Source organism: Aquamicrobium terrae, assembly GCF_052978165.1.
In genome coordinates, this window is the sequence record NZ_JBRKLZ010000002.1 from 183,223 (window position 1) to 201,810 (window position 18,588).

Genomic DNA, 18,588 nt, shown 5'->3' on the forward strand with positions numbered 1-18,588 from the left:
CGGCGATTGGGAGAATGCGAGAGGCCATGCTTGACAATTCACTTGGACCGGTTTCGTCGCGCATCACGATCGGTGACCGGGTCTATCTTCAGTTGCGGGATGCGCTGATCACCGGCCGTTTCGATCCCGGCCAGGCGCTGACCATCGCGGCACTGGCAAAATCCTTCCAGACCAGTCCCATGCCCGTTCGCGAGGCGCTGCGTCGCCTCGGCGCGGAGAACGCGGTGGAAATGGCCTCCAACGGCTCGGCCTGCGTGCCGACGGTTTCGGTCGAGCGCCTTGACGACATCTGCCGGGCGCGGGTGGCCATCGAAGGGTTGGCAACGCAACTCGCCGCCGAAACGGTCCAGCCGCATGAGATGGAAGCCATCGAACAGAGCATGGCCGAGCATGAGGCGGCAAGCACCAAGGCCGATGTCTACGACATGCTGCTGCGGAACCGGGATTTCCACTTCCGGATTTACAGCGCCTCACGCTCGCAGGTGCTGGCCCAGCTCATCGATTCGTTGTGGCTGCGCTACGGGCCCTATATGCGCATGCTTTCGTCCTACATAGCGCCGCGCATGGGAACCGGGCTGCACAAGCCCTTCGCCAACCATCACCACGCCATCGTCGCGGCATTGCGCCAGCGCGACGGCGCCGCCGCCCGCGAGCACATGATCGCCGATATCACCGGCACCCAGGTGCTGTTGCAGGATCTGTGCCGCGCAGAGACTGGCCTTTCGCCCGATATCAGCGGGAAATAAGCGTGGAGAGCCGTCCGAGCAGGCGCTCGACACCTTCGGGGGTCGTGACCGGGCCCGGCGACAGGCGCAGGATCCGGCCCCGGCAATCCGTGTAGAGCCCGGCCTCGCGCAGCCCGTTGACGACGGCGGCGGCGTCCGCATCAGCCGGCAACTGGAGCATCACGCTGCCGCCGCGTTGCCGCTCGTCGGGCGGGCTGGCCAGCGTGAGGCCTGTGTCCGAGGTTCCTTCGATAAGCGCCGCACCCAGCCTACGATTGTGGGCCAGCATTTCGGCATGATCCTGTGTCGCATGCCATTCCAGCGCGGGCACCGACCCGACACAGGCGAGCACCGAGGGCGTACCGTGATCGAAGCGGCGGGCATCGGATGCATAGGCGAAGGCATCGAGATCCCAGGAGAAGATGTTCTCCTGGCTGAACCAGCCGCGCAACTCTGGCCGGCATTCCTTGAGCAGCGGCGCCGCGACATGGAGGATGCCGGCGCCGGGCGTGCCGGACAGCCATTTCAGCGTGGTCGAGACGGTGAAGTCGACGTCAGGCTTGTCGACCTTGAAGGGCAGCAGGCCGACGCCTTGCGTGATGTCGACCCCGACCAGGCTGCCCATGCGGCGGCCATGATCGACGAGCCGGTCGAGGTCGCAGCGGTGGGATGCCGTCGAGGTGACGAATGTGAGCAGCGCCAGCCCCACCTCCTCCGTCCAGGCCGCGACCATGTCCTCGTCGCGCACCCAGTGTTCGCCGGGGCGCACCGGCACCGTGTGCAGTGTGAAGCCGAGGCGCGGCGCCAGCCCGGCCAGCAGGAAGTGCAGGCTGGGGAAACAGTCGGCCGCGACCAGTATCTTGCGGCCGGAAAGGTGCCGTTGCGGCAACGCGCCGATCAGGCTGTAGAGCGCGGTGGTAACGTTTTCCGCGCTGGTCAGCGTCCCGCACGGGGCACCGATCACCGCAGACCACAGGTCGATGAACTTCTGACGTCCGCCAAGGGCGCGCATCCACTGGCCGTCGTCGAAGGCGCCCCAGCTCGACGCGAATTCCGAGAAGGCGGCGCCCATGGCCTCCGCCTTGCCCGGATACATGCCGATCGAGTGATAGAGGAAATAGCCGGAGCCGTTATCGGCTGGATTGCGCGTGTTCATTGCCATATCTTCCGAGCTTATGTCTCATCGTGCCGTGAGCTGCCTCTTGCCGCGTTCTTCCAGATAGCTGACGAGACGCACCAGCGGCAGCAGAAAGGCGAGGTAGATGAGCGCGGCGCCGATGAGGGGCGTGGGATTGGCCATGAGCGCCTGCGCATCGGTCGCCTGTTTCAGCAGATCCGGCATGGCGACGACGGAAGCCAGCGCGGTATCCTTGAAGATCGAGGCGCAATTGCTGGTCAGCGGCGGCACGACGACGCGCAGCGCCTGCGGCAGGATGACCTTGTGCATCGCTCGCCAGAAACCGAGGCCGAGTGCCGAGGCCGCCTCGAACTGCCCCTTGGGAATGCTTTCGATGCCGGCGCGGCAGACTTCGGCGGTGAACGCCGACAGCACCAGCGACAGGGCCAGCGTGGCCGAGGTGAAGGACGAGAACCTGATCCCCACGAACGGCAGGGCATAGTAGATCAGGATCAGCAGCACAAGGATCGGCATGGCGCGCAGCACATCAATATAGGCGATGGCGAGCAGGCGCACCGGCTTCGATCCGTACAATCTCATCAGACAGACCAGAAGACCAACCGCACCGCCGATGACGATGCTGGCACAGCCCAGCAGGAGGGTATTGCCGACGCCGCGCAGCAGCATCGGAAAGGACCTGACGAGGATCTCCCAGTTGAAAAAAGTTTCGATCAGTTGCATGGCGGGGTCCGGTCGGGATGCATCTTCCACTCACGGGGAAAGGTGCATCGTTTCGTGACAGCAAAGCGCCGGATCGCCTGTCTCTTCGGGAGCGTCAGGCGACCTCTGGGTTTGCGCATCGGATTTGCCGAAGGCGGCGAGCCTCGATCCGATGCGCTTCTTCATGCCTCACTCGGGCTGCGGCACCGGCATGGGCGTCGTGGCGCTCGTGCCCGCTTCGGGATCGACGCCGAACCACTTGTTGTGGATCGCGGCCAGGGTGCCATCGGTCTTCATCGCCGAGATCGCCTCGTTGGCCTCCGCCAGCAGGGGATGCTCCTTGCGCGCCATCATGGCAAAACGCTCTCCGGTCGGGATGCGCACCAGTATCTTGAGGCCCGGCGTCTTGGTCATGGCATACTGGAAGCCGGCGAGTTCGCCGGCGCCGCCTTCGATACGGCCGTTCTGCACGTCGAGCAACAGATCCTGCTGCGCGTTATAGCTGGTGATGTCGGCAATGCCGAGCTTGTCCTTGTTTTCATTGGCCCAGGCTTCGCCGGTGGTTCCGGCCACGACGCCGATCACCTTGCCTTTGAGGTCCTCGAGGGAAGCGACGGTCGAGGCTTCACGTCCGACGACCGAGCCGGCGCTGTCATAGTAAGGCTGCGTGAACGACTGGTTCTGGAGGCGCTCGTTGGTCACCGAGATAGAGGAGACGGCAAAGTCGATCCGTCCGGAACTCGTGGCCGCAAACAGAGCCTGGAACCCCATGTCCTGGAATTCCACTTGCCTGTTCAGCCGCTTGGCGACTTCCGTCGCGACATCGACCTCATAACCCTCGAAGGCGCCGGCCTCGGTCTTGAACTCCCACGGGGGGTTGGCCGGATAGGCGCCGACGACGATCTTTTCCTGGCCGCTCGCCTGTGTGGCCACGGCCAGGGTCATGGCCAGACCTGCCAATAGACTCGAAAACTTCATCTCATGCTCCTCCTGTCCTCACATGGTGCGCCGCCGATCTGCTGCGCAGTCGGCCTTATCGGCACCGTTCTCCTCGGTTCACCCGTGTCACCGGGCTCTTGCAGCTATATTCGTATGCATTTGCAAATTAATCATCGTGCTGGTTGCGCGGTAGGGAGGTGAAAACTCGCCTCGTCCGGCACTAGGGACTTCCTCCGCATCCTCGGCCGCCCTCTTCTGCGGCCTTCTATACAAAAGCCAATAGCGGCGACGCTGGATGCCTCCATGCCATCTGTTTCGGCTTGCCTTGCAGGTCAACCAGCTTCGACGATCTTTGCTTATTCTCCCGCAATGATATTTGCATATGCAATTAAATCCGTCTAGTCTTCAATTGTGGAAGAGGAGGCTGCATGGTCCGCGCGGGAGCGGAGCCGTGCCATTGCGCATCGGCGCGTAGCGAAGGGAGGATTTGCAATGACTGCTGCCGCAGCCACGTTGGAGAAACTTGCGGAATTGCTTGTGGGGGGAGGGGTCGAGGTCGTGGACCTGACCGCGACGCTCGGGCCGGACACGCCGCTGTTGAAACTGCCGCCGGAACTGGCGGTGGATACGCCGAGGATCGAGATCCACACGATTTCCGAATATGACAAGAACGGCCCGTTCTGGGCGTGGAACTGGCTGAAGGTGGGCGAACATTCGGGTACCCATTTCGATGCGCCGCACCACTGGATCACCGGCAAGGACTTTGCCGACGGCTACACCGACACGATTGCGGCCGGGAACTTCGTCGCCCCGGTCAACGTGATCGACTGCTCGCAAGAGACGGCCGCCAACCCGGATTTCCTGCTCACGGCCGAAGGGGTAAAGGCCTGGGAGGCGAAGCATGGCGATATCCGGCCGGGCGAATGGGTGGTGATGCGCACCGACTGGGATCAGCGCAACCATTCGGAAGAGCTGTTCCTCAATGCGGATGCCGGCGGGCCGCATTCGCCGGGCCCGTCGGTCGACTGCATCGAATATATTCTCGAACGTGGCGCGATCGGCTGGGGGACCCAGTGCATCGGCACCGATGCCGGTGCAGCGGGGGGCTTCGAGCCGCCGTTCCCGGCGCACAACCTGCTGCACAAGGCCAACAGATACGGCCTCGCCAGTCTCGTGAACCTTGACAGGTTGCCGCCCAAGGGCGCGATCCTCATCGCAGCTCCGCTGAAGATCGCCAGGGGCACCGGCAGCCCGGTACGGGCGCTGGCGCTGGCGCCGAAAGGCTGACGCGTTTCGGCAGGACAGGTTCGGCATTCCCGCGCTGCGAAAGCGGGAATGCCTTGATGCCGGGCCGGAACAGGCGGCCCGGCAAATGGAAGCGACGAATGACGAGGGTGATCAGATGAACGAGCGTGTGCCCGACGATATCGAGATTGACGGCCCACGCCTCGGGGAGATCGGCTTGCAGCAGTTCGCTCCCTATCTGATGAACCGGATCATGGGGCGCTACAACGCCTCGCTGCGCCAAGACCTGGCCAAGCTCGGGCTCACCACGCCGCAGATGCGCAGCCTGGCGGTGCTGTCGGTCATCGACGGCATCGTTATCAGCAGGCTGGCGGTCTATGCGGTCATCGAGCACTCGACGCTGAGCCGCGCGCTCGACGCGCTGGAGACCAACGGGCTGGTCCGGCGCACGCCCGACCCCGACGACAGCCGGGCCACGCGCATCTGGATCACCGACGCCGGCCGCGCCGCCTTCGAGACGATGTGGCCCACCATGCGCGACAGCTATGAGCGCATGTTCGCCGGTATCGAACCCGGGGAACACGCAGCCTTCGTCGCCACCCTTCAGAAGATACTGGCCAACATCCGCAAGCATGATTTCTGAGGAGATACCCGATGGCTGAGCGGTCTTTCGCGAAGGAGGTCCAGAAACTCAAGCTGGGCGAGGGACAGGAGTTTACCGGAGAGGGCATCCTCGCCATCACCAAGGCTCTGCTCCAGTGCGGGGTCGGCTATGTCGGCGGCTATCAGGGCGCGCCGATCAGCCATCTGATGGATGTTCTGGCCGACGCGCAGGACATCCTCGGAGAACTCGGGGTGCATTTCGAGGCGAGCGCCTCCGAGGCAACCGCCACCGCCATGCTGGCGGCCTCGGTCCATTATCCGATCCGCGGGGCCGCGACCTTCAAGTCGACGGTCGGCACCAACGTCGCCTCGGATGCGCTCGCCAATCTCGCTTCGGGCGGGGTGACGGGCGGCGCGCTGATCATCGTCGGCGAGGATTATGGCGAAGGCTCCTCGATCATGCAGGAGCGCAGCCATGCCTTTGCCATGAAGAGCCAGGTCTGGCTGCTCGATCCGCGGCCCAACCTGCCGTCCATCGTGGCGGCGGTGGAACATGGTTTCGAACTGTCAGAAGCGTCCAACACCCCGGTCATGCTGCAGGTGCGCATCCGCTGCTGCCATGTCCATGGCTCCTTCATCGCCAGGGACAATAAGCGGCCCGCCATGACCGTCGCCGACGCGCTGGAAAACCCGCGCCGCGACACGCAGCGCATCGTGCTGCCGCCTGCCTCCTTCCTGCACGAGAAGGAGAAGATATCGAAGCGCATGCCGGCGGCCATCGACTACATCAGGCGATATGGCCTGAACGAGACCTTCGGCGGTGAGGGCAAGGTCGGCATCATCTGCCAGGGCGGCATGTACAATGGCGTCGTTCGCGCCTTGCAGCGGCTGGGCCTTGCCGACCTCTACGGCGAAACCCGGGTGCCGCTCCATGTTCTCAACGTCACCTATCCGCTGATCGAGGATGAACTGGTCCGGTTCTGCGAGGGCAAGGACGCCGTGCTTGTGGTCGAGGAGGGCCAGCCCGACTATATCGAGCAGGCGCTGGGCGCCATGCTCTACAAAGCCGGCGGCTCCGTGAAGCTGGAAGGCAAGGGCATGCTGCCCATGGCCGGCGAATATTCCGGCGACGTGATGCTGGCCGGCATCGGCGGTTTCCTGCGCCAGCATGCGGGCGACCTGCTGGCGCCGGAAATCCGGGCTCCCAACGTACCCGCTCCGCCGATCTGGGACGACCTTGCGAAAGCGGTGCCTGCGCGGCCGCCGGGCTTTTGCGTCGGTTGCCCGGAACGGCCGATCTTCGCCGCGACCAAGCTTGCCGAGGAGGAACTGGGCAAGCACCACATCGCCTCCGACATCGGCTGTCATCTGTTCTCGATCATGCCTCCGTTCGAGCTTGGCGCGACGACGATGGGCTACGGGCTGGGGCCGGCCTCGGCCTCGGCCTTCAATGCGCCGGATGCCGGCCGTCGTTCCATCTCCTTCGTCGGGGATGGCGGTTTCTGGCACAACGGCCTGACCTCCTCGATCGGCAATGCGGTGTTCAACCAGAACGACGGCGTCATCGTGGTGGTCGACAACTACTATTCGGCCGCCACCGGCGGACAGGACATCCTGTCCTCGCGCGCTTCCAATCGCACCAAGTCGACCAATCATCCGATTACCAATGCCATCAGGGGCATGGGCGTGAAATGGGTGCGCCATGTTGAGCGCACTTACGATGTCGGGCTGATGCGCGACACGCTGAAAGAAGCGCTGACAACGCCCGAGAAGGGGCCGAAGGTCATCGTGGCATCCTCGGAATGCATGCTCAACCGCCAGCGGCGCGAGGCGCCGCTGAAGAAGAAGGCGATTGCGGAAGGCAAGCGTGCTGTGCGAACCAAATTCGGCGTCGACGAGGACGTGTGTACCGGCGATCACGCCTGCATGCGCCTTTCCGGCTGCCCGTCGCTGACCGTCAAGCATCTCGACGATCCGCTGCGCGACGATCCGGTGGCTGCGATCGACGAGAACTGCGTCGGCTGCGGCAATTGCGGTGAGGTGGCGGATGCGGCGGTGCTGTGCCCGTCCTTCTATCAGGCCGATGTTGTCAGCAACCCCACCGGATGGGAGCGGTTCTGGTCAACTCTGCGCGGACGCGTGATCGCGAGTTTGCAAACCAGCCGGGAGCGTCGCCGTCTTTCCTTCAAAGTGGCGCAGCCATGAAATACGGTTTGCCGGAAGGCGACGATGCCACAAGGGGAATCGTCAAGATCGCAATACTGGCCGTGGGCGGCCAGGGTGGCGGCGTCCTGTCCGGCTGGGTGACCGATGTCGCAGAGCGCTCGGGCTGGCATGTCCAGTCCACGTCCGTCGCCGGCGTCGCCCAGCGCACGGGCGCCACGATCTACTATGTCGAGATGATGCCGCGCGATCCGGCCCGCGGCGATGCCCTGCCGGTGTTGTCGCTCAGTCCTGCGCCGGGCGACGTCGATATATTGATCGCCGCCGAACTGGTGGAAGCCGGCCGGGCGGTATTGCGCGGCTTCGTCACGCCCGAGCGGACCACGCTGATCGCATCCAGCCATCGCATGCTGGCCGTTTCGGAAAAAATCGTGCCGGGTGACGGCAAGGCCTCGCCGGATACGGTGCTGCGGCGGGCAGGGGAGGCCTCGCGCCGTTTCATTCATTTCGACATGGAGACCATGGCGAAGAAGGCGGGCAGCGTCGTCTCGGCAAGCCTGTTCGGTGCCCTGGCCGGATCGGGCGAACTGCCGTTCCCGCGCGATGCCTTCGAGGAAACCATCAAGGCCGGCGGAAAGGGCGTGGACGCCAGCTTGCGGGCCTTTGCCCTTGCCTATGAGCGCGCGGCCAGTGGTGATGGTGAGGACGAACCGGCTGCCCCGGCCGTGAAGCCGAAGCCTGCAAATACGCCGGCCCGGCTCCGGGATGCGTGGAACGGTCTTCTGGGTCGCGTCGAACGCCTGCCGCCGCCGGTGCGCGAACTGGCCGGGCCCGGTCTGGTCAAGGTCGTGGATTTCCTCGATCCCGCCTATGGCGCCGAATATCTCGGCCGGCTGGAGCGGATCGTCGCCGCCGATGAAGAGGCAAGAAGCTGGGCCTTTTCACGCGAGGCGGCGAAATATGTCGCCAACGCCATGGTCTATGACGACATAATCCGCGTGGCCGATCTCAAGACCAGGCCGGCGCGCGCGGCCCGGGTCCGCATCGAGGTCCGTCTGCGTGAAGGTCAGACACTGCGGACCACCGAATATTTCCATCCACGCATGGAAGAGATCTGCGGCCTGCTGCCGGCGAGGCTGGGAGCGGCGATAGAGCGGCGGCCGGGGCTGATGAAGTCGTTCAACCGGCTTGTCGACAGGGGGCGCCGGATCCGTACGGACGGCATGCTCGGCTTTGGCACTCTCTGGTCGCTTGCCGGTCTGCGCCGCTGGCGCCGCGGCCTGCTGCGCCATCAGGTCGAGAGCCGTCATCTCGAGGAGTGGCTGGCTGTTGCCGAGCGGGAACGCGCATCCGACTATGCCCTCGGCGTCGAAGTGCTGAAGTGCCGCCGGCTGATCAAGGGCTATTCGGATACCCACAAGCGCGGCCAGTCCAAGTTCGACAGGGTGCTGTCCTGCCTGGACCTGCTGCGCGGCCGGCCCGACGCTGCCGACTGGATCAGGCGATTGCGCGAGGCGGCCCTTGCCGATGCCGATGGCGTCGCGCTCGACGGCGCGATCCGCACCGTGCGGTCCTTTGCCGAGCCGTCGAGCGGATAGGCTTATCCGCTCACGAGCGGCCGTCCGCCTGCGCATCATGAACCGCGTCCGGCACGACCACCAGTTTGCCGATAAATGCCTTGGCCATGAAATCCGATTGGGCGCGGTGGAAATCCGACAGCCGATGGACGCCGCCCACCAATGGCCGGATCTTGCCATCCTCGATATAACGCACCAGACGCCGGAAATCCTTGCGCGTCCCTTGAGAGGACCCGTGAAGCTGGAGCTGCTTCAGATACATGGTGCGCAGGTCGAGCTGCACGACCGGCCCGGCGATGGCGCCGGCGGTGGTGTAGCGTCCTTCGGGACGCAGGATGCGCAACAGGTCGTTGAACAGCGGCCCGCCGACCAGATCGGCCACCACGTCGATCGGCCGGCCTCCGGTGGCTTTGGCAACCGCTTCCGGCAGGTCGGCAACGCCCCGCGTGACGACCTTTTCCGCGCCGATATCGAGGATGGCCTGTTCTTTGCCCTTACCGACCACGGCATAGGGAATGGCGCCACGGGCGCGGGCAAGCTGCACGATGCCCGAGCCGACACCGCCGGAGGCGCCGGTGACCAGCACGCGCTCGCCTTCCTTCAGCCCGGCACGCTCCAACATGTGCTCGCCGGTAAGGTAGGCGCAGCAGAAGGTGGCCAGTTCGACGTCGGTCAGATCGGTATCGACGGCATGGGCGTTTTCGGCCGGCAACGCCTGGTATTCGGCATAGCCGCCGTCGCGGCCATGGCCCATATAGTCGATGTCGGCCAGCGAATCGTCGTCGCGGTTGTAGATGGAGAAGTCCACCATTACCCGCTCGCCGATGCGCCCCGTGAGAACGCCTTCGCCGGTGGCGACGATGGTTCCCACGGTGTCGGCGCCCTGTATGCGCGGGAAGGTCAGCGTGTTGCCCTGTCGGCGCCAGGTTGAGACTGCGGCCGCATCCTCCTCCGTGCCGTAGGCGCCTTCACGCACCCACACATCGGTGTTGTTCATGCCGCAGGCTGTGACTTTCACCAGCACCTCGCCGGGCGCAGGTTTCGGCACGGCAACATCGGTGCGGTAGACGAGCTTGTCGAGCCCGCCGTGGCCGGTCAGCAGGACGGCCGCCATGGTATCGGGGAGGAGGGGAGGTGTTGTCATTTCAGCCCAGCACGCTCTTCACCGCATCCGCCGTCTTCGCGACGACGGTATCAGCTTCTTTTTTCTTCAGGCAGAGCGGCGGGGCGAAGCCAAGAATGTCGCCCTGCGGCATGGCCCGGCCGAGGACGCCGCGCTCGGCCAGTGCGGCCGCCACCTGCGGGCCGATCTTGTCGGCGGCGTCGAAGAAGGTGCGATCGTCGCGATCCTTGACGAATTCGACCGCCGCCAGCAGGCCTTCGCCGCGCACCTCGCCGACATTCCCGTGGCCGCCGACCGCCTCTTGCAGCGCGTCCCTGAAATAGGGACCGACTTCGCCGGCATTGGTCACCAGATCGAGTTCGTCGATCAATTCCAGATTGGCGACGCCGGCCGCGGCACAGATCGGATGGGCGGAATAGGTCCAGCCATGGCCGATCGGGCCGAGCGCGTCGGAACCCTTGACCAGCCCTTCCCACATCCTTTCGCCGACGATGACGCCGGAGAGCGGTGCATAGGCCGAGGTCAGCCCCTTGGCGATGGTGATGAGGTCCGGCCTCATGCCGTAATGGTCGGAGCCGAACATCGAGCCCAGCCGTCCGAAGCCGGTCACCACCTCGTCCGCGACGAGCAGGATGTCGTATTTGTCGAGAACGGCCTGAATCTTCGGCCAGTAGCCGGCCGGAGGCGGCACGATGCCGCCGGTGCCCAGAACCGGCTCGCCGATGAAGGCGGCGATGGTGTCCGGTCCTTCGGCGAGGATCATCTCTTCCAGTCTGTCGGCGCAATATTGCGAGAACTGTTCTTCCGACAGCGAGCGATCCTCGCGGCGGAAGTAATACGGCGCTTCGGTGTGCAGGATCGGGACGCGCGGCAGGTCGAAGGCGTTGTGGAAGGCGGCGAGACCGGTCAGCGAGCCGGTCATGACGCCCGAGCCGTGATAGCCGCGCCAGCGCGAGATGATCTTCTTCTTCTCGGGCCGGCCGAGCACATTGTTGTAGTACCAGATCAGCTTAATGTTGGTTTCGTTGGCATCCGAGCCCGACAGGCCGAAATAGACGCGGCTCATGCCTTGCGGCGCACGGTCGATGATCATCTTGGCCAGCCGTATCGAGGCGTCGGTGCCGTGGCCGACATAGGCATGATAATAGGCAAGCTCCTTGGCCTGTTCGGCAATGGCGTCGGCGATTTTCTGGCGGCCATAGCCGACATTGACGCAATAGAGTCCAGCAAAGGCATCGATGCTCTTCCTGCCGTCGGTGTCCCAGATCGTCACGCCTTCGCCGCCGGCCATGATGCGGTTCGGCGTCTCGCCGCGCGCATGCATGCCCATATGGGTGGAGGGGTGGAAGAAGTGGTCGCGATCCCAGGCGGCGAGTTCGTTGGACTTGTCGAGCATAGTTGTCTCCTTTGCAGATTCGCCGGCTGGCTCACGCCAGGTCGAGGCAGATATATTTGAGGTCCGTGAAGGCCTCGATCCCGTGGCGGGAGCCTTCGCGGCCGAGCCCGGATTGCTTGACGCCGCCGAAGGGGATCGGCGCGCCGGTGATCTTGACGCGGTTGATGGCGACCATGCCATAGTCCAGCGCATTGGCCATGCGCCGCTGCCGCGCACCGTTCTGCGTCACCACATAGGCGACGAGGCCATATTCGGTGTCATTGGCGCGGGCGACAACCTCGTCCTCGCTGTCGAAGGCGGTGACGGCGGCGACTGGCCCGAAGGTTTCCTCGCGCATGATCAGCGCATCGTCGGGCACGCCGGCCAGCAGCGTCGGCTGGAAGAACAGCGGCCCGGCTTCATGGCGTGACCCGCCGCAGACAAGCTGTGCCCCGCGCGTCAGTGCGTCGGCGACCTGCTCCTCGACCTTGGCGACGGCCCGCTCATGCATCAGCGGGCCGATGTCGGCGCCGGGCGTCAGGCCCTCGGCTACTTTCAGCGCCTCGATGCGGCGAGCAAAAGCCGTACAGAAGGCATCGTAGAGCGGCCGCTCGACATAGATGCGGTTGGCGGCAAGGCAGTCCTGCCCGGACGTGGCGAATTTGGCGTCGAGCGCGGTCTGCGCGGCACGTTCCGGATCGGCGTCGGCGAAGACGATCAGCGGCGCATGGCCGCCCAGTTCCATCACCAACCGCTTCATGGTTGGTGCGCACTGGCTGGCGATCCGCCTTCCGATCTCGGTCGAACCGGTGAAGCTCAGCGCCCGCACGCGGCTGTTCGCGCACAGCGTATCGACAATCGGTGCTGCCGCGCCGGTGACGATGTTGAACACGCCCGCGGGGAGGCCGGCACGTTCGCCAAGCTCGGCCAGCGCCAGAGCCGAAAGGGGCGTTTGCGAGGAGGGATGCGCCACGATGGTGCAGCCGGCGGCCAACGCAGCAGCGGCCTTGCGCGTCAGCATGGCGGACGGGAAGTTCCACGGCGTCACGATGCCGACGACGCCGAGCGGCTCGCGCCGCACCGCCATTTCCGCGCCGGGCAGATGGCTGGTTACGCCCTCTACGTTGAGCCGTTTGGCCTCTTCCGCATACCATTCGACGAAGGAGGTGGCATAGTCGATCTCGCCCCGCGCTTCCTTGAGCGGCTTGCCCTGTTCCAGCGTCATCAGCAGGGCGAGGTCTTCCCTGGCGGCGACGATCAGCTCGTACCAGTTGCGCAGCAGGCGCGAGCGCTCCTGCGGCAGCAGCGCGCGCCAAGCGGGAAACGCTCTCGACGCGGCTGCGATGGCTTCCGTGGTCTGTCCTTCGTCCAGCGCGGCGACGAAGGCGAGGCTCGCGCCGCTGGCCGGGTCGGTGACTTCGAAGCTGCGGGCCGCCGCGCTGGCCGTCCAGTGGCCGTCGACATAGGCGAGTTCGCGGTAAAGCCGCCGGTCGACGAGACGGTCGAGCGCCTCGTGGCGCTGCTGGCGGGAAAAATGCGCGGACATGGCGTGGCCTCCCTGTGACGGGACCAGTCTAGGCAGGGATAGGGGAGAGAGGGTCCGTTCCGGCCGGGCGGCATGGAGAAAGTCTCTATTTCGTGCCCGGATGACGCGCGATGTCTCTGCCTGTGCTTAGAGCGGCGGACGCCCGGATAAATCCGGGCTGCCGCTCCATCTATTTGTCTTGGCCGCATTTATGCGACGTCAGACAATTCCGTCTGACTGCAAAAATGCTCTAGCCGGCCGGGCCGGCCAGTTCAGCCACCGGCAGCACGGTGTCGTCCTTCACGGTCTTGGTGACGATGTAGGTGAAATAGCGGTCGATGCCGATTTCGCGTTCGAGCAGCGAATCAATCAGGCGCTGATAGGCGTCGATGTCGCGCGTCATCACCTTGAGCAGATAGTCGACGCCGCCTCCCACCGACCAGCAGGCGACGATCTCGGGCGTATCGCGCACAACCCGCTCGAACCGCCCGAAGTCCGCCTGCCGGTGGTTGGCGAGCGTCACCTCCACCAGCACGCTGGTGACCGGCGCAATCGCCCGCACCGAGACGCGGGCATGGTAGCCGGTGACGATGCCGGCCTTTTCCAGCCGCGCCAGCCGCATCCAGCACGGTGTTGGCGACAGCCCAACCTGCTCGGCGAGCTTCAGCTTGGTGATGCGCCCGTCGCGCTGGATGGCGTCGAGGATCTTGAGGTCTGTCGCGTCGAGCTTCGTGGCGGCCATGGCGTTCCGGTTTCGTGCTGCGACCGCACCATGAAGGTGAATGATTTCGATTGTCAATTGAACTGATTTCGATCTCTAATGAAGTCATGACACAATGGCGACCCGACCCCGCCCTGATCCGCCGCCCTGCCTATCTGTCGCTGGCCGACCAGTTCGCCCGCGCCATCCATGACGGCCGGCTCGAAAACGGCGAGCGCCTGCCCACCCACAGGGCGCTGGCGGACGAGCTGGCGCTTTCGGTGCAGACGGTAAGCCGCGCCTATGAGGAGTTGATCAGGCGTGACCTCGTTGTCGGGGAGATCGGCCGCGGCAGCTTCGTGCAGACCCAGCGCCGCGAGCCCGACCCGCCCTATCTGCCCGAGCGCCCCGGCGAGGTCATCGACCTGTCGATCCTCAAGCCGGTGTGCGAGCTGATGCATCTGGAGCGGCTGAAGCAGGGTCTGGCCTGGCTGGCGGGTGAGCTGCCGGCCAGTTCGGCGCTGTCGTTCCGCCCCAACATGGTGTTTCCCCGCCACCGCGCTGTGGCCGTGGAATGGCTGCGGGCCTGCGGATTGGAGGTCTCGCCGCAGAACGTCACGCTGACCAACGGCGCCACCGGAGGCATGACGGTGGCCTTGATGAGCGTTGCCCCGCCCGGTTCCACCGTGGCCACCGAAGCCATCGGACACCATACGCTGGTGCCGCTGGCGCGCTATCTCGGCTTCAATCTGGAGGGGCTGCCGATCGACGACGAGGGCATCGTGCCCGAGGCACTCGATGCGGCCTGCCGCCAGAACGACATCCGCGCCGTGTTTGTGCAGCCCTCGGTCATCAATCCCACGGCCTCGCTGATGGGTTCGGTGCGCCGTTCGCAACTGGCCGAAGTGGCGCGCCGGCACGACATCGCCATCATCGAGAACGATGTGCTCGGCCCGCTGGTCGAGGATCGCGCCCCGCCTGTCGCCCATTTCGCGCCGGAACGCACCCTTTATGTCACTTCGTTCAGCAAGATCACCGTGCCGGGCCTGCGCATCGGCTATCTGGCCGTGCCGGACCGCTACGTCACGGCCGTTGCCAACCGGCATCTGGTGACGAACTGGATGGCGACGCCGATGGTGGCGGAGATCGCCACCAAATGGGTGAGCGACGGCACCGCCATGGAGCTGGTGCGCTGGCAGCGCGAAGCCGTGCGCCGCCGACTCGCCATCGCCGCGGAGGCGCTGGAGGGGATTGCCTTCCGCGCCCATCGCGACGGCCTGCATATCTGGCTGCCGCTGCCGGATGGCCGCGCCGAGGAAGGGTTCGTCGCGCAGGCGCGCCTGCAAAGCGTGGCCATCGCGCCCGGCGCTTCCTTCCGCATTGCGGAGGGGCCATGGCAACCGGCGGTGCGCATTTCGCTCGGCTCGACCACCGAGAGCGAGTTGCGCACCGGGCTGGGCGTCGTCACCCGGCTGCTGCTGGCCGATCCGGAACACCTGCTGCTGGCCATCTAGAGGCGCCTGTTTTTCGCTCGAAATTCGACGACCTCGCAAATATTGTCATGATATTATTTTGGCAATTGACATGATTTGAAGTCGTCCTCATCGTAAAGACCGGAACATCCTCTTGAGCGGGGAAGACATTGGCCGAACCCATTGTCAGGATCGATTCGATCACCAAGAGCTTCGGTGCCTTCAAGGTGCTGGACGGCTTGTCGATGCAGGTCATGCCCGGCGAGAAGCTGGCGCTGATCGGCCCCTCGGGTTCCGGCAAGACCACGATCCTGCGCATCCTCATGACGCTGGAACGCATCGACGGCGGCCATATCGAGGTCGAGGGCGAGCAGCTTTACCATATGGAGCGCGGAGGCAAGCTTGTGCCCGCCGACGAGCGGCATCTGGCCAGGATGCGCCAGAAGATCGGCATGGTGTTCCAGCTCTTCAACCTGTTTCCGCACAAATGCGTGCTCGACAATGTGACCCTGGCACCGATGCTGACCAAGGGCGTGCCGAAGGCGCAGGCACAGAAGCGCGCCATGGAACTGCTCGACATGGTGGGCATGGCCGACAAGGCCAAGGCCATGCCCGCACAGCTTTCCGGCGGCCAGAAGCAGCGCGTGGCGATTGCGCGGGCGCTGGCGCTGTCGCCCAAGATCATGCTGTTCGACGAGGTCACCTCGGCGCTCGATCCGGAACTGGTCGAGGAGGTGCTGAACGTCATGCGCCGGCTGGCCGACGAGACCGACATGACCATGCTTCTGGTCACCCACGAGATGGGTTTCGCCCATGACTTCGCCGACCGCGTGCTATTCTTCGACCGCGGCCGCATCGTGGAAGAGGGCAGGCCGGAGGAGATCTTCCGCAATCCGAAGCAGGAGCGCACGCAAAGCTTCCTGAAGAAGATCATCGCGGCCGGACATCGGGTCTGACCGCACGGAGCGGCTTGCCGCGCCGAATGCCGCAGAAACCGCAAGACAGAAAACAGAAGAGGAACCGGGAACAATGAGAAAAATGGGAATTCTTGCAGGCGCCGCCGGACTGGCCTTCGCTGCCGTTCTGGCCGTCTCCGCCACCGCAAAAGCCGATGACGCCAAGCTGGAACAGTTGAAGGCGCAGGGCTTTGCCCGCCTCGCCATCGCCAACGAGCCGCCCTATACGGCGGTGGCCGCCGACGGCAAGGTCTCCGGCGCCGCTCCCGATGTGGCGCGCGAGGTGTTCAAGCGTCTCGGGGTGGAAGACGTTGTCGCTTCGATCTCCGAATATGGAGCCATGATCCCCGGCCTTCAGGCGGGCCGCTTCGATGTCGTCACCGCCGGCCTGTTCATGAAGCCGGAGCGCTGCGCGGCGGTCGCCTATTCGGAGCCGGTGCTGTGCGATGCCGAGGCGATGCTGGTGAAGAAAGGCAATCCCAAGGGCTTCAAGAGCTATGAGGACGTCGCCAAGGATCCGTCCGCCAGGATCGGTGCGCCGGGCGGCGGCACCGAGGAGAAACTGGCGCTCAACGCTGGCGTGCCGCGCGACCGCGTGATCGTGGTGCCGGACGGCCAGAGCGGCCTCAAGATGGTGCAGGATGGCCGCATCGACGCCTATTCGCTGCCGGTGCTGTCGATCAACGATCTGGTCCAGAAGGCCAACGATCCAAACCTTGAGGTCATCGCGCCGGTCGAGGGCGCGCCGGTCTATTGCGATGGCGCGGCCTTCAACAAAAAGGATACCGCGCTGCGCGATGCCTTCGACGTCGAACTGGCGAAGATGAAGGAGTCCGGCGAGTTCGCCAAGATTATCGAGCCCTACGGCTTCTCGGCCGCTGCGGCGATCTCGACGACCCGCGAGAAGCAGTGCGCTGCCCAGTAAATCCTGATTCCTCACCCGCCCTCTGTCCGAGCAGGGCGAAGGGCGGGTGAGAGAGAATTCGGAAATCGAACTCGACAGGGCTCCATGATCGACTGGTCCGGATATGTCGGCCTGATGCTGCAGGGCGCGCTCGTCACCATCGAGCTGGCGCTGATGGGATCGGTGCTGGCGCTCTTCATGGCTTTTGTGGCGGGGCTCGGCCGGCTGTCGCGCTTCTTCGCCGTCAGGGCACTGGCCACCGCCTATATCGAGTTCTTCCGCGGCACCTCGATCTTCGTGCAGCTGTTCTGGGCCTATTTCGTGCTGCCGTTCCTCGGCATCGAACTGACGCCCTTGCAGGCGGGTGTGCTGGCGCTCGGCCTCAATGTCGGCGCCTATGGGGCGGAGGTGGTGCGTGGTGCGATGCAATCCATCGGCAAGGAGCAATATGAGGCCTGCGTGGCGCTCAATCTCGGCCGCTGGCAGGGCATGCGCCATGTCATCCTGCCGCAGGCCTTCCTTCTCATGCTGCCGACCTTCGGCAACAACGCCATCGAGCTGTTGAAGGCGACCTCGATCGTGTCGCTGATCTCGCTGGCCGACCTGACCTTCCAGGCACAGGTGGTGCGTGCCCAGACCGGCAACACGCTGGTGCCGTTCAGCGCCATCCTGATCGGCTATTTCGCGCTGGCGCTGGTCATCTCCTGGGGCGTGCGCAGCCTCGAGCGGCGGCTTGCGCGCGGCATCGACGGGGTGCGTGTGTGATGGAGTGGGCCCGCTAATGGAATGGGATTGGAACTTCGTCCGTGAGATCATGCCCACCCTCATCGAGGGGGTGAAGATCACCGTTCTCGCCACCATCCTCGGCTCGGCGCTGGCGGCGGTGGTCGGCCTTGCCATCGCCCTGCTGCGCCGCTCCTCCAACCGGCTGGTGTCGCGGCCGGTCGGCTTCTTCGCCGAGTTCATCCGTGGCACGCCGCTTCTGGTGCAGCTCTACTTCATCTTCTATATCCTGCCCGATTTCGGCATCCTTTTGCCGCCGCTGCTGGCCGGCGTCATCGGGCTCGGCCTGCACTATGGCACCTATACGGCCGAGGTTTACCGGGCCGGTATCGACAATGTGCCGCGCGGGCAGTGGGAGGCGGCCAAGGCCTGCAACCTCGATGCGCGCCAGACATGGATGCATATCATCCTGCCGCAGGCCATCCCGCCGATGATCCCCGCGCTGGCCAACTATTTCATCGCCATGTTCAAGGAAACGCCGCTGCTGTCGGCCATCACCGTGCTGGAACTGATGAACCAGGCCAAGAGCGTCGCCAACACCTACTACCGCTATATCGAGCCGATGACGCTGGTGGGCGCCTTCTTCCTCGTTATCAGCCTGTTTTCGGTGGTGTTGCTGCGCTGGCTGGAACGGCGTTTCGGGCGAGTGGAGAGCTAGGCC

The 18,588-nt window shown here is 64.8% G+C and carries 17 protein-coding genes; 10 read left to right on the forward strand and 7 right to left on the reverse strand.

Annotated elements, in window-relative coordinates; all coding sequences use genetic code 11:
• Positions 1-26 precede the first annotated feature (26 nt).
• Positions 27-746: a GntR family transcriptional regulator gene (locus ACVCNR_RS18145; protein WP_447075892.1), complete on the forward strand. Its 720-nt coding sequence runs from the start codon at positions 27-29 to the stop codon at positions 744-746.
• Here the strand turns inward: ACVCNR_RS18145 and ACVCNR_RS18150 are convergent.
• The 3 genes from ACVCNR_RS18150 to ACVCNR_RS18160 form a co-directional block, all read right to left on the reverse strand.
• Complete coding sequence (locus tag ACVCNR_RS18150) at positions 733-1,881, reverse strand: aminotransferase class V-fold PLP-dependent enzyme (protein WP_447075893.1); 1,149 nt, start codon at positions 1,879-1,881, stop codon at positions 733-735. The genes ACVCNR_RS18145 and ACVCNR_RS18150 overlap by 14 nt on opposite strands.
• A gap of 24 nt (positions 1,882-1,905) precedes the next feature.
• Entirely contained in the window at positions 1,906-2,583 is a 678-nt protein-coding gene (locus ACVCNR_RS18155; RefSeq protein WP_447075894.1) for an amino acid ABC transporter permease, read from the reverse strand.
• Between the two features lie 168 nt (positions 2,584-2,751).
• On the reverse strand, positions 2,752-3,540 hold the full coding sequence (locus tag ACVCNR_RS18160) for an ABC transporter substrate-binding protein (protein WP_354195464.1): 789 nt from the start codon (positions 3,538-3,540) through the stop codon (positions 2,752-2,754).
• A 453-nt stretch (positions 3,541-3,993) separates the two neighbouring features.
• Between ACVCNR_RS18160 and ACVCNR_RS18165 the strand changes: the two genes are divergently transcribed.
• The 4 genes from ACVCNR_RS18165 (at position 3,994) to ACVCNR_RS18180 (ending at position 9,110) form a co-directional block, all read left to right on the forward strand.
• Positions 3,994-4,788 carry a cyclase family protein gene (locus ACVCNR_RS18165; protein ID WP_447075895.1) on the forward strand — a complete coding sequence of 265 codons (795 nt, stop codon included), beginning with the start codon at positions 3,994-3,996 and terminating at the stop codon, positions 4,786-4,788.
• Between the two features lie 115 nt (positions 4,789-4,903).
• Positions 4,904-5,389, forward strand: a complete 486-nt coding sequence (locus ACVCNR_RS18170) for a MarR family winged helix-turn-helix transcriptional regulator (protein WP_447075897.1) — start codon at positions 4,904-4,906, stop codon at positions 5,387-5,389.
• Between the two features lie 11 nt (positions 5,390-5,400).
• Positions 5,401-7,554 carry a thiamine pyrophosphate-dependent enzyme gene (locus ACVCNR_RS18175; protein ID WP_447075898.1) on the forward strand — a complete coding sequence of 718 codons (2,154 nt, stop codon included), beginning with the start codon at positions 5,401-5,403 and terminating at the stop codon, positions 7,552-7,554.
• A complete protein-coding gene (locus ACVCNR_RS18180) occupies positions 7,551-9,110 on the forward strand; it encodes an indolepyruvate oxidoreductase subunit beta family protein (protein WP_447075899.1) in 1,560 nt (519 codons plus the stop codon). The genes ACVCNR_RS18175 and ACVCNR_RS18180 overlap by 4 nt, the downstream gene beginning before the upstream one ends.
• A gap of 10 nt (positions 9,111-9,120) precedes the next feature.
• On the opposite strand, the gene ACVCNR_RS18185 is transcribed toward ACVCNR_RS18180, so the two are convergent.
• The 4 genes from ACVCNR_RS18185 to ACVCNR_RS18200 form a co-directional block, all read right to left on the reverse strand.
• Positions 9,121-10,233, reverse strand: a complete 1,113-nt coding sequence (locus ACVCNR_RS18185; protein WP_447075900.1) for an alcohol dehydrogenase family protein — start codon at positions 10,231-10,233, stop codon at positions 9,121-9,123.
• A gap of 1 nt (position 10,234) precedes the next feature.
• Positions 10,235-11,608, reverse strand: coding sequence for an aspartate aminotransferase family protein (locus ACVCNR_RS18190; protein WP_447075901.1), 1,374 nt, complete (start codon positions 11,606-11,608; stop codon positions 10,235-10,237).
• 31 nt (positions 11,609-11,639) lie between these two features.
• A complete protein-coding gene (locus ACVCNR_RS18195) occupies positions 11,640-13,133 on the reverse strand; it encodes an NAD-dependent succinate-semialdehyde dehydrogenase (protein ID WP_447075902.1) in 1,494 nt (497 codons plus the stop codon).
• Between the two features lie 229 nt (positions 13,134-13,362).
• The gene (locus ACVCNR_RS18200; RefSeq protein ID WP_354195450.1) at positions 13,363-13,854 is read right to left on the reverse strand and encodes an Lrp/AsnC family transcriptional regulator; all 492 of its coding nucleotides are present in this window, start codon (positions 13,852-13,854) and stop codon (positions 13,363-13,365) included.
• Between the two features lie 86 nt (positions 13,855-13,940).
• On the opposite strand from ACVCNR_RS18200, the gene ehuR reads away from it, so the two are divergent.
• From ehuR to ehuD, 5 genes are all read left to right on the forward strand, one after another.
• On the forward strand, positions 13,941-15,326 hold the full coding sequence (gene ehuR / locus ACVCNR_RS18205) for a MocR-like ectoine utilization transcription factor EhuR (RefSeq protein ID WP_447075903.1): 1,386 nt from the start codon (positions 13,941-13,943) through the stop codon (positions 15,324-15,326).
• A gap of 128 nt (positions 15,327-15,454) precedes the next feature.
• The gene (ehuA, locus tag ACVCNR_RS18210; protein WP_354195446.1) at positions 15,455-16,240 is read left to right on the forward strand and encodes an ectoine/hydroxyectoine ABC transporter ATP-binding protein EhuA; all 786 of its coding nucleotides are present in this window, start codon (positions 15,455-15,457) and stop codon (positions 16,238-16,240) included.
• A 73-nt stretch (positions 16,241-16,313) separates the two neighbouring features.
• On the forward strand, positions 16,314-17,165 hold the full coding sequence (gene ehuB / locus ACVCNR_RS18215) for an ectoine/hydroxyectoine ABC transporter substrate-binding protein EhuB (RefSeq protein WP_354195444.1): 852 nt from the start codon (positions 16,314-16,316) through the stop codon (positions 17,163-17,165).
• 84 nt (positions 17,166-17,249) lie between these two features.
• Complete coding sequence (ehuC, locus tag ACVCNR_RS18220; protein ID WP_447075905.1) at positions 17,250-17,909, forward strand: ectoine/hydroxyectoine ABC transporter permease subunit EhuC; 660 nt, start codon at positions 17,250-17,252, stop codon at positions 17,907-17,909.
• 16 nt (positions 17,910-17,925) lie between these two features.
• Entirely contained in the window at positions 17,926-18,585 is a 660-nt protein-coding gene (gene ehuD / locus ACVCNR_RS18225) for an ectoine/hydroxyectoine ABC transporter permease subunit EhuD (RefSeq protein ID WP_447075906.1), read from the forward strand.
• Positions 18,586-18,588 lie beyond the last annotated feature (3 nt).